This window comes from Streptomyces sp. NPDC093260 (genome assembly GCF_040683715.1).
Taxonomy (GTDB): domain Bacteria; phylum Actinomycetota; class Actinomycetes; order Streptomycetales; family Streptomycetaceae; genus Streptomyces; species Streptomyces sennicomposti.
The window spans coordinates 111,665-122,625 of the sequence record NZ_JBFBEK010000022.1 but is presented as its reverse complement, the minus strand read 5'-3'; the positions used below and the strand labels follow the sequence as shown (position 1 = coordinate 122,625).

Here is a 10,961-nt window from a genome sequence, read left to right as displayed (position 1 = left end):
TGGAGGGGCAGCGGGTCGCAGGAGGTCACCAGCTCGCGCAGCGGATGCCGGGTGAGGACCTCGGTCACCTCCGGCGTGAGCGCCGCCGCCAGCCGGGAGGCGGCGGGGCGGCTGTCGTCGCGCAGGGCGGCCACGGCGGCCAGCACGGCCTCCCGGCCCCCGTCGTCGGCAGGCACGCCGTCCGCGGCCCGCTCGTGCAGATGGGCGCCCTCCTCCAGCACCAGCTCGGTGTCGATCCCCGCCGGGATCTTGATCTTCGCGTGGTGGCGCCAGGTGGCGACCGGATCGCTCCAGCCCTCCACCGCGTACGTCCAGCGGCCGGGCTCGCCCGCGGTGACGGTGGCGCCCCAGCGGTCGGTGCCGGGAGCCAGCTCCCGCATCGGCGTCCACGGACCCGGACGGCCCTCGGGATCGCGCAGCACGACGTTGGCGGCCACCGCGTCGTGGCCCTCGCGGAACACGGTGGCGGTGATCTCGAACGACTCGCCGGTCACCGCCTTGGCGGGCCGGCGGCCGTGCTGGACGACCGGCCGGACGTCCAGCACGGGGATCCGCCCCACGGCGGTGTCCCCGCTCGCGGCGGCGTCCCGCGGTGAGGGACGCGCGTCGGACGCCCCGGACGCGGCCTGTGGGCCGGCGTCGCGGGGGCGCTTGCTGGTGGTGCCGGGTGGTGCCGGGTGGTGCGTGGCGGGCATGACCGCTCCTGTCCGCGTCAACGAGGGTGTGGGCGGAGATGGGTGGGGAGGTGGGTCCTGCGGGGTCTGTCCGGAGGAACCCGGACGCGTATGTACCTGTGAATGTGCGTGGGGCCGGTCGGGTGTACCGGGGGAGCCTTCCCACCCTGTTCGGGTGAGCATTCCGGCACTTTGTTAACTACTCACGCGTATGTCTGCACACAAGACCGGCCGTCTCCGGCCAGGGGCCGGGCCCGCACCGTTGCTCTGCCACGGCAACCCCCTGTAGCTGCGTAAACGTGTTCGACAAGCCGGTCCCCGCCGTCCGCGGACGCCGGAGACCTGGCCGGATACCTCACCCACCGGTCGCGTACCCCGGACGCGCACCACCACGCACCGCCTCTCGGCCTCGCGAGAATGGCCGGTTCCCGGCGTGCCGGGACGAAGCCGATCAGGTCGCCCGGCCAGCACCGGTGGCGTCGGTCCCAGCGGGGCCCGCACCACGACCGGTACGGTGTTTCGGGTGACGGGGCGCACAGTGCCGTGCGTCCTTCCAGCGAAGCGCAGGGCGTCGTGCGCGCTTTCGGCGAAGCGTGCCGTGCCGTGCGTCCATCAGCGAACGCGCCGAGGTGGAATGTGAAGGCGATCCGTCGGTTCACCGTCCGTCCCGTTCTCCCCGAGCCCCTACGACCGCTCAGCGAGCTGGCCCGCAACCTGCGCTGGTCCTGGCACGCCGAGACGCGTGACCTCTTCCAGTCCGTCGACCCCGAGCGCTGGGCGTCCTCGGGCGGCGACCCGGTACGGCTGCTCGGCAGCGTGCGCCCGGCCCGGCTGGCCGAGCTGGCCGGCGACCGCCGGTTCCTGCGCCGGCTGACCGCCGCCGCCGACGACCTGCACGACTACATGAGCGGCGACCGCTGGTACCAGGAGCAGCCCCCGGGGCTGCCGGCCGCGATCGCCTACTTCTCGCCCGAGTTCGGCATCACCGCCGCCCTGCCGCAGTACTCCGGCGGCCTCGGCATCCTCGCCGGCGACCACCTCAAGGCGGCCAGCGACCTCGGCGCCCCGCTGATCGGCGTCGGCCTGCTCTACCGGCACGGCTACTTCCGCCAGACCCTCTCCCGCGACGGCTGGCAGCAGGAGCACTATCCCGTCCTGGACCCCAACGAGCTGCCCGTCACCCAACTGGCAGAGGCCGACGGCGGGCCGGCCCGGATCTCCCTCGCGCTGCCCCGCGGCCGTTTCCTGCACGCCCGGATCTGGCTGGCCCAGGTCGGCCGCATCCCGCTGCTGCTGCTCGACTCCGATGTGGAGGAGAACGACCTCGGCGAGCGCGGCGTGACCGACCGGCTCTACGGCGGCGGCAGCGAACACCGGCTCCTCCAGGAGATGCTGCTCGGCATAGGAGGGGTGCGGGCGGTGCGGACGTACTGCCGGCTCACCGGGCACCCCGAGCCGGAGGTGTTCCACACCAACGAGGGACACGCCGGGTTCCTCGGGCTGGAGCGGATCGCGGAGCTGGCCGCCGCCGGGCTCGACTTCGACTCCGCACTGGAGTCGGTGCGCGCCGGCACGGTGTTCACCACCCACACCCCCGTCCCGGCCGGCATCGACCGCTTCGACCGGGAACTGGTCGCCCGGCACTTCGGGCCCGAGGCCGAGCTGCCCGGCATCGACGTGCAACGCGTCCTCCAGCTCGGCATGGAGACGTATCCGGGCGGTGAGCCGAACCTGTTCAACATGGCCGTGATGGGCCTCAGGCTCGCGCAGCGCGCCAACGGGGTGTCGCTGCTGCACGGCAAGGTGAGCCGTGAGATGTTCGCCGGGCTGTGGCCCGGGTTCGACGCCGACGAGGTGCCGATCACCTCGGTGACCAACGGGGTGCACGCCCCCACCTGGGTGGCGCCGGAGGTGTTCCGGCTCGGCGCCCGGCAGATCGGGGCGCAGCGCACGGAGGACGCGCTGTCGGTGGGCGGTTCGGACCGCTGGGACTCGGTCGCCGACATCGCGGACGAGGACATCTGGGAGCTGCGCCGGGAGCTGCGCGGTCAGCTGGTGGAGGAGGTGCGGCGGCGGCTGTGGGCGTCCTGGCGGCAGCGCGGCGCGGGCACCGCCGAGCTGGGCTGGGTGGACGGCGTCCTCGATCCCGACGTGCTGACGATCGGCTTCGCCCGCCGGGTGCCGTCGTACAAGCGGCTGACGCTGATGCTGCGCGACCGCGACCGGCTGATGGACCTGCTGCTGCATCCCGAGCGGCCGATCCAGATCGTGGTGGCGGGCAAGGCGCACCCGGCGGACGACGGCGGCAAGCGGCTCATCCAGGAGCTGGTCCGCTTCGCCGACGACCCGCGCGTGCGGCACCGGATCGTCTTCCTGCCGGACTACGGCATGGCGATGGCGCAGAAGCTCTACCACGGCTGCGACGTGTGGCTGAACAACCCGCTGCGGCCGCTGGAGGCGTGCGGCACCTCCGGGATGAAGGCGGCCCTCAACGGCTGCCTCAACCTGTCGGTGCTCGACGGCTGGTGGGACGAGTGGTACCAGCCCGACTTCGGCTGGGCGGTGCCGACCGCGGACGGCGCGGGCACCGATGCCGACCACCGCGACGACGTGGAGGCCGCCGCGCTGTACGACCTGCTGGAGCAGCGGGTGGCGCCCCGCTTCTACGAGCGCGGCCGCACCGGGCTGCCCGACCGCTGGATCGAGATGGTCCGCCGCACCCTGGCCCTGCTCGGCCCGAAGGTGCTGGCCGGGCGGATGGTCCGCGAGTACGTCGAGCGGCTGTACACCCCGGCGGCGCACGCGCACCGCGCGCTCGGCCCGGACGCGGCGCGGGAGCTGGCCGCGTGGAAGGAGCGGGTGCGGGGCGCCTGGCACGAGGTGACCGTGGACCACGTGGAGACCATCGCGGGGCCGCCCACCGCCGAACTCGGCAGCACGCTCGGCCTGCGGGTGCGGGTCGGGCTCGGCAGCCTCGGCCCGGAGGACATCGAGGTGCAGGCGGTCTCCGGCCGGGTCGACGAGGAGGACCGCATCGAGGACGCCACCGCGGTCCCGTTGAAACCGGCGGGCGCCCCCGACGCCGACGGCCGCTGGGTCTACGAGGGCCCGCTCGCCCTGGACCGCACCGGCCCCTACGGCTACACGGTCCGCATCCTCCCCGCCCACCGGCTGCTCGCCTCCGGTGCGGAGATGGGCCTGATGACGGTCCCCTCGGAAGGGGCCACGGAGGAGGCGGGGGTGCTGCTGCGCTGAGCGCGCGCCCCGCGGACCGGGGCCGCCGCGGTGCGGCGGCACTCCGGCCGCGGGGGGCAGGCGCGGCCGCGGGCGTCAGGCGTCCGGGGCCGCGTCCGCGCACAGGTTCCGCAGCACCTTCGCGCAGCGGTGCGCGTAGGCGTGCTGGAAGGCCCGGGTGGCGGGGCCGCCGGCCCGGGCGTACCACTTGGCGGGGCGGCTGAAGGCGTTCACCGTGAGCCAGACCGTGCCGTCGCCGGTGCGGTCCACGACGAAGGACTCCTCGCCGCACTCCGGGTGACCGGGCAGGGTCCCGTAGGCCCAGCCGGCGCGGCGGGACTCCTCGACCGTCCAGACGACGCGGCAGGGCGCCTTGACGACGCCCGCCAGCGTGACGGTGACGTCCACGCCGGGCGCGGCGCGTTCGGCGGCCGTGGTGACGCCGACCCCGAGGGCGCGGTGCATCTCCCAGGTGAGGACGGCCTCGGCGGCGCGCCGGAACACCGCCTCGCCCTCGCCGATGCGGGCGCGCACGAGCATCGGGCGGAAGCCGGGCGGGCAGTGTCCCTGTTCGCGGGTCGCGCCGACCTGCTCGTAGGTGAAGTGGGCCGAAGACATGGGACCCAAGAGTAGGGCGGCACCCGGGGGATTCCGCCTCCCGGGTGCCGCCGCGCGTCGACTACAGCCTGATCAGCTGACGTTCACCGCGGTCCAGGCGGCGGCGACCGCCTTGTACTCGGCGCTGGTCGAGCCGTACAGCGCCGAGGCCGCGCTCAGGGTCGCCGTACGGGCGCTCTTGTAGTTGGTGGTGGAGGTCATGTACGTGGTCAGCGCCTTGTACCAGATCTGCAGCGCCTTGTCCCGGCCGATGCCGGTGACCGCGGCGCCGTTGTACGTCGGCGAGTTGTAGCTGACGCCGTTGATCGTCTTCGCGCCGCTGCCCTCGGACAGCAGGTAGAAGAAGTGGTTGGCGACGCCGGACGAGTAGTGCACGTCCTTGTTCCCCACCGACGAGGACCAGTAGTCGGCGGAGCCGCCGTCCTTGCTGGGCTTGTCCATGTAGCGCAGCGGGGTGCCGTCGCCGTTGATGTCGATCTTCTCGCCGATGAGGTAGTCGCCCTTGTCGGAGGCGTTGTTGGCGTAGAACTCGACGCCGGTGCCGAAGATGTCGCTGGTCGCCTCGTTCAGACCGCCGGACTCGCCGCTGTAGTTGAGGCCCGCGGTGTTGGAGGTGACGCCGTGGCTCATCTCGTGGCCGGCCACGTCCAGCGAGGTCAGCGGGTGGTTGTTGCCCGAGCCGTCGCCGTAGGTCATGCAGAAGCAGCTGTCGTCCCAGAACGCGTTCACGTACGAGTTGCCGTAGTGCACACGCGAGTAGGCGCCGACGCCGTTGTTCTTGATGCCGTTGCGGCCGAAGGTGTTCTTGTAGAAGTCCCAGGTCTCCTGCGCGCCGTAGGCGGCGTCGGCGGCCGCCGTCTGGTCGGTGGAGGAGCTGGAGGCGGCGCCGGTGCCCCACACGTTGTCCGCGTCGGTGAACAGCGAGCCGGTGCCGGAGGTCTTGTGCGCCAGGTTGTACGTCTTGTGGCCGCCGCGCGAGGTGTCGTACAGCTGGTACGTCGAGCCCGACAGGGTGGTGGTGAGGCTGACGGAGCCCGAGTACAGGGTCTTGCCGGTGCCGGTCGCGTTCTCGACGCCCTGGTACTCGAACAGCTTCTTGCCGGTGGCCGCGTCGGTGATGACGTGCAGCTGGTTCGGGGTGCCGTCGTCCTGGAGCCCGCCGACGACCGTCTCGTAGGCCAGCACCGGGGTGCCGTCGCCCGCCCAGATGACCTTGCGGGGCGCCCGGGCGGCGGCGGAGGCGGCCGAGCCGGCGTCCTTGGCCAGGCCCACGGCCTGCTTCTCGGCCTTGGCCGGGGTGACCTTCGGCGTCAGCGAGGCGACCTTGATGGCCGCCTTGACGGCCTTGGTCACTCCCTCGGTCCTGCCCGCCTTGGAGTGGACGATCAGGTCGCCGCCGAGGACGGGCAGACCGGCGTAGGTGCGCTCGTAGCGGGTGTGCAGGGTGCCGTCGGCGTCCTTCACGACGTCCTTGACGACCAGCTTCTCCTGGGCGCCCAGGCCTATGCTCTGCGCCGTCTCGGCCGCGTCGGTCTGCGCCTGCTGGACGAGCGAGGTGCGGGCCGCGGCGGTCAGGTTGGTGGGCGCGGCGGCCAGGGTGGTGGCGTCGGCCGGGACCTGCGCCGAGGCGGTGGTGGTCAGACCGGTGCTGAGCAGGGCGCCGGCGGCGACGGCGGTGGCGACGGCCAGGGTGGTGCGACGCGCGTAGCGGGGAGTCACACGAGCTCCTTTTGTGGGGGAGTCCGCCCGGCGTGGGGTTGCCGGACCGGAACGGGTGTCAGGTTGCTGTGCGGCGGGTGGAGGAAGACTGGCATCTAAGACGCGTACATGTCATGACCCCGAAGTGATGTTGGCCGAAAAATGACGAGAGGGTTCATGTTTCGGCGATGTGAACGGGCGCCGCCCCGGGTGTCCCACCACCGGAACGGCGCCCTGACCTGGGGTCACGTCGGTCTACAAGAGACCTTTACGGGAACGTCAGTTTCCAGCCGTCGATGTAGCCGGTGTCCTGCGGACCCAGGTCCTGGACCTTCAGCTTCCAGGTGCCGTTGGCCGGCTGGGTGGACGCGTTGACCGTGTAGGTCTTGTGCACGTCCGGCGTCGGGTCGTAGCCGCTGCTCTTGAGCCGGTACGTCGTCCCGCTCGGACCCACCAGGTCGATCTGCAGGTCGCCGCTCCAGGTGTGCACGATGTCCACCGTGACCTGGAGGTTGGAGGGCGCGTTGCCGGTGCGCCCGGTGACCGGGATGGACGAGGTGACCGCCGAGCCGTAGTCCGGGATCTGCACGTCGGTGGAGTTCTCGAAGGTGGAGCCGCCGCCGCCCGGGTCGCCGCCGCCGGAGCGCGAGCCGACGTTCACGGCCGCCCAGGCGTCCTGTACCGCCTTGTACTCGGCGCTGGTCGTCCCGTACAGCTCGCCCGCCGCCGCGAGCGTGCCGGTGCGCGCCGAGGCGTAGTTGGTGGTCGAGGTGAACTTCGTGCTCAGCGCCCGGTACCAGATCTGCAGCGCCTTGTCCCGGCCGATGCCGGTGACCGGAAGCCCGTCCGAGGTGGGCGAATTGTAGCTGACGCCGTTGATGACCTTGGCGCCGCTGCCCTCGCTCAGCAGGTAGAAGAAGTGGTTGGCGACGCCGGACGAGTAGTGCACGTCCTTGCTGCCCACGCCCGAGGACCAGGAGTCCGCCGAGGCGCCGTCCTTGCTGGGCTTGTCCATGTAGCGCAGCGGGGTGCCGTCGCCGTTGATGTCGATCTTCTCGCCGATGAGGTAGTCGCCGACGTCCGTGCTGTTGTTGGCGTAGAACTCGACGCCGGTGCCGAAGATGTCGCTGGTCGCCTCGTTCAGACCGCCGGACTCGCCGCTGTAGTTGAGGCCCGCGGTGTTGGAGGTGACGCCGTGGCTCATCTCGTGGCCGGCCACGTCCAGCGAGGTCAGCGGGTCGTTGTTGCCCGAGCCGTCGCCGTAGGTCATGCAGAAGCAGCTGTCGTCCCAGAACGCGTTCACGTACGAGTTGCCGTAGTGCACACGCGAGTAGGCGCCGACGCCGTTGTTCTTGATGCCGTTGCGGCCGAAGGTGTTCTTGTAGAAGTCCCAGGTGACCGCGGCGCCGTAGTGCGCGTCGGCCGCCGCGGTGGCCGCGTTCGACGTGGTGCCGTTGCCCCAGGTGTCGCTGGTCTGGCTGAACAGCGTGCCGGTGCCCGAGGTGCCGTGGTTCAGGTTGTACGTCTTGTGGCCGCCGCGCGCCCCGTCGGTCAGCGTGTAGGACGAACCCGACTGAGTCGTCGTCAGCGAGACCTGGCCGCTGTACTGGGTGTTGCCGACACCGGTCTCGATGCCCTGGTAGCGGAACAGCTCCTTGCCGGTGCTGGCGTCGGTGATGACGTGCAGCTGGTTCGGCGTGCCGTCGTCCTGGAGCCCGCCGATCACCGTCTCGTACGCCAGCACCGGGGTGCCGTTCGCCGCCCAGACCACCTTGCGGGAGGAGGGGGCCACCGAGGTCTTCTGCGCGCCGAGCGCCTGCGCGCTGCGCAGCGCCTGCTTCTCCGCGGTCGCCTTCGGCACGGCCGGGGTGAGGCTGCGCACCCGCACGGCCGCGTTCGTGGCCTTCACGACCCGCTCGGTCCGCCCCGACTTCGCGGTGTCCACGACCAGGTCGCCGCCGAGGACGGGCAGGCCGGCGTAGGTGCGCTCGTAGCGGGTGTGCAGGGTGCCGTCGGCGTCCTTCACGACGTCCTTGACGACCAGCTTCTCCTGCGCGCCGAGGCCGAGGTCCTTGGCCGTGGCCGCCTTGGCGCCGTCGGCGTCGCGTATCAGTTCGGCGCGCTGTGAGGGGGTGAGCTGCACGGCGACGTGCGCCGGGTTCACCTTCCCGGGGTGCTGGGCCGGGGTGGGCGCGGCACTGGCGGCGCCCGACTGGACCGCCGTGGCGACGAGGGCGGCGACACCGGCCAGGGCGACGCCCGCGGCCCGGCGGTGGGTGGTGTGGGAGGTGCGTCTGCGAGAGCTGCTGCTACTCAACACTGACTCCTTCTGCGTGGCCGCGGGTCGCGCGGCCAGGTGGGGAGGTCCGGGCGGGGGGTGAGCCGTCCGGGCAGAACTGCGAAGTGCCGAAGTGCGAGGTGCGTGGAACGCGGTGCGTCGAGCGCCGTGCTTGGTGCGGAGGTGCGTGGCGCCGGGTGCTGGGGTGCGTGCGTGGCGCTGGGGTGTGCCTTGCCGAGGTGCGCGGTGCGGTGCACGGCGCCCGAGGGCGGGGTGCGGGCCGGGCCACAGTCGCGGAACGGTGGGGGGTGCTGTGGTGTGGCTGTGAACGGCCGAGGGGAAGAGTGGCAGGAGGACGCGGTGCTTGTCAGGACCGCGTCATCAACTTGGCTGGAAATCGTTCGTTGTCCGGATGTTCATGTTCGGTATACGGACCGGACGCGGGAACGGCGTGTGCCGCTGCTCCACTTCGCCGCGGCGGGCGGCGCAGCACGGAGCCCCGTCGCACGGCGACGTGCGACAGGGCTCAGGTGTGCGGGGGCCGGACGGCCCGGGACGGTCAGCCGGCGGCGGGGTGCACCGTGGCGAACAGCCCGTGGGCGCGGACGCCGTCCGGCAGGTCCCAGGCGCCTGCGACATGGCCGATCGCCGACGGCGGCACAACCGGCCGTCCGTCCGGTTCGGGGCGCAGCACCCGGCGCAGCCGCAGGGTGGTGCCGTCCGGCGCGGACAGCCGGGTGTCCTCCCCGGTGTCGGCGGCCCCGGCGAAGCCGGCGGGCAGCGGGTCCACGCTGGAGCGGGCGGCGGTGACCTCCCTGTCGGGGGTGTGGCTGACGCTCTGCGCCTGCGCCTCGGCCCGGCCGTCGATCAGCGCCGCCAACTGCGCGACCAGCACCGGGTCCTGGCAGCCGTCGTAGACCCAGCGCCGGCCCAGCACGCCGTGCTCCGTGGTGCCGATCAGGGCCGCCTCGCCGCCGTCGAGCGGGGCGCCGCGGTAGGTGAGCGGCACCAGGTACGCGGCCGGGTGCGGCCCGGCCAAGTCGGCGGCCACCATGAACTCGATCCCGACCTCGCCCTCCGGGTCGTCCAGCCGGAAACCGCCCGCCTTGGCCAACTCCGGGGCGCCGGCGCCCCCCTGGTACCAGGGGCGGGTGGGGAGCCAGCCGGTGAGCAGCTCCAGCTTGGTCGGCTCGAGGGTGGTGCGGTGGATGACGGCCATGCCTGCGGGTCTCCTCGGGTGACTCGGTGCGGGTGCTCACACCCTCGCACCTCGCCGGCGGACGCCGCGCGGCATTACCGCAGCGCGGCGGCCACCAGGTCCCGCAGCTGCCCGGCCGGCACGCCCCCGCCGTTCACCAGGCGGTCGAAGACCAGGCCGTCCACGCAGGTCAACAGGGTGACGGTACGTCCCGCGGGGTCGGTCACGCCCTGGGCGGCGAGGAAGGCGCGCACGGCGTCGCGGGCCGGGGCCGACGAGAGCGCGGGGGGCGGCACCGGCGCCGGCACGGGGGACGGCGCCGGCGCCGGCGCCGGCGCGGGGGGCGGGGATGGGGAGGGTCCGGCCGCAGCGCCTGCGCGGCGGGGCGGTGGCAGCCGTCCGGCCGGAGCGATGCCCGTGCGGCAGGACGCCGGCGGAGGGCCGCTGCGGGCGTCCGGCGGGCGGGAGGTCCTGGAGGCCGATCTCGTCGTGGCCGCCGACGGTGTCAACAGCCGTCTGCGCGCCCGTCTGTTCCCGGGCCACCCGGGCCCCGCCCACAGCGGCTCCACCGTCCTGCGCGCCCTCACCGAGGGGCCGGTCGACGTGGACGGCGACTTCGCGCTCACCTGGGGCGGGGAAGCGGAATTCGGCCACATCCTCTTCCGCGACGGCCGGGCCGAGTGGCACGCGGTGCTCAACTCGCCGCCCGGCGTGCGGTACGCCGACCCACTCGCCGTACTGCGCCGCCGGTTCGCCGGCTGGCACGAGCCGACCCCCGCGCTGCTGGCGGCCACCCGGCCCGAGGCCGTCCTGCACCACGACACCCACGAACTGCGCACGTCGCTGCCGTCCTACGCCGTCGGCCGGACGGCCCTCCTCGGCGACGCGGCGCACGCCATGACGCCGAACCTCGGGCAGGGCGCCTGCCAGGCGCTGGAGGACGCGGTCACACTCGCGCACACGCTGGCCCACGAACCGGGCGTCGACCCCGCGCTGGCCCGTTACGACGCGCTGCGCCGCCCGCGCAGCCAGTCCGTCGCCCGCGCGGCGCGCCAGGCCGGGCGCATGGGCCAGAGCCTGACCCGCCCCCTGGCCATCGCGGCCCGCAACACGGCCCTGCGCCTGGCCGCGGCCGGAGCGGCCCAGCAGGCGATCCTCCGGCACGCGAGGTGGGTCCCGCCGGCGCTGCCCTGACCCGCCCGCCCGAGCCGGCCGGGTCCGGGCGCGTCGGCTCGGGTCACGGTGTCGTCGGCCTCTCGCC

The 10,961-nt window shown here is 73.2% G+C and carries 6 protein-coding genes and 2 pseudogenes; 2 read left to right on the top strand and 6 right to left on the bottom strand.

Annotated features, from left to right (window positions below; all coding sequences use genetic code 11):
- Window positions 1-695 (bottom strand): maltotransferase domain-containing protein (locus tag AB0N63_RS25730; protein ID WP_365531975.1); only part of this gene is annotated, 695 nt, incomplete at its 3' end.
- Between the two features lie 615 nt (window positions 696-1,310).
- On the opposite strand from AB0N63_RS25730, the gene AB0N63_RS25725 reads away from it, so the two are divergent.
- Window positions 1,311-3,929, top strand: coding sequence for a glycosyltransferase family 1 protein (locus AB0N63_RS25725; RefSeq protein ID WP_365531974.1), 2,619 nt, complete (start codon window positions 1,311-1,313; stop codon window positions 3,927-3,929).
- Window positions 3,930-4,004: 75 nt separating this feature from the next.
- Here the strand turns inward: AB0N63_RS25725 and AB0N63_RS25720 are convergent, their stop codons facing one another.
- The 5 genes and pseudogenes from AB0N63_RS25720 to AB0N63_RS25700 all read right to left on the bottom strand — a co-directional run.
- Window positions 4,005-4,526 carry a DUF1990 domain-containing protein gene (locus tag AB0N63_RS25720; protein WP_365531972.1) on the bottom strand — a complete coding sequence of 174 codons (522 nt, stop codon included), beginning with the start codon at window positions 4,524-4,526 and terminating at the stop codon, window positions 4,005-4,007.
- 72 nt (window positions 4,527-4,598) lie between these two features.
- Entirely contained in the window at window positions 4,599-6,245 is a 1,647-nt protein-coding gene (locus AB0N63_RS25715; RefSeq protein ID WP_365531970.1) for a M4 family metallopeptidase, read from the bottom strand.
- A 247-nt stretch (window positions 6,246-6,492) separates the two neighbouring features.
- Complete coding sequence (locus AB0N63_RS25710) at window positions 6,493-8,541, bottom strand: M4 family metallopeptidase (protein WP_365531968.1); 2,049 nt, start codon at window positions 8,539-8,541, stop codon at window positions 6,493-6,495.
- Between the two features lie 520 nt (window positions 8,542-9,061).
- A complete protein-coding gene (locus tag AB0N63_RS25705) occupies window positions 9,062-9,721 on the bottom strand; it encodes a 1,4-alpha-glucan branching protein (RefSeq protein ID WP_365531966.1) in 660 nt (219 codons plus the stop codon).
- Between the two features lie 74 nt (window positions 9,722-9,795).
- A pseudogene (locus AB0N63_RS25700) lies at window positions 9,796-9,963 on the bottom strand (TetR family transcriptional regulator); the annotation flags it as partial.
- A 196-nt stretch (window positions 9,964-10,159) separates the two neighbouring features.
- Here AB0N63_RS25700 and AB0N63_RS25695 point away from each other — a divergent pair.
- Window positions 10,160-10,894, top strand: a pseudogene (locus tag AB0N63_RS25695) (FAD-dependent monooxygenase); the annotation flags it as partial.
- Window positions 10,895-10,961: the final 67 nt, after the last annotated feature.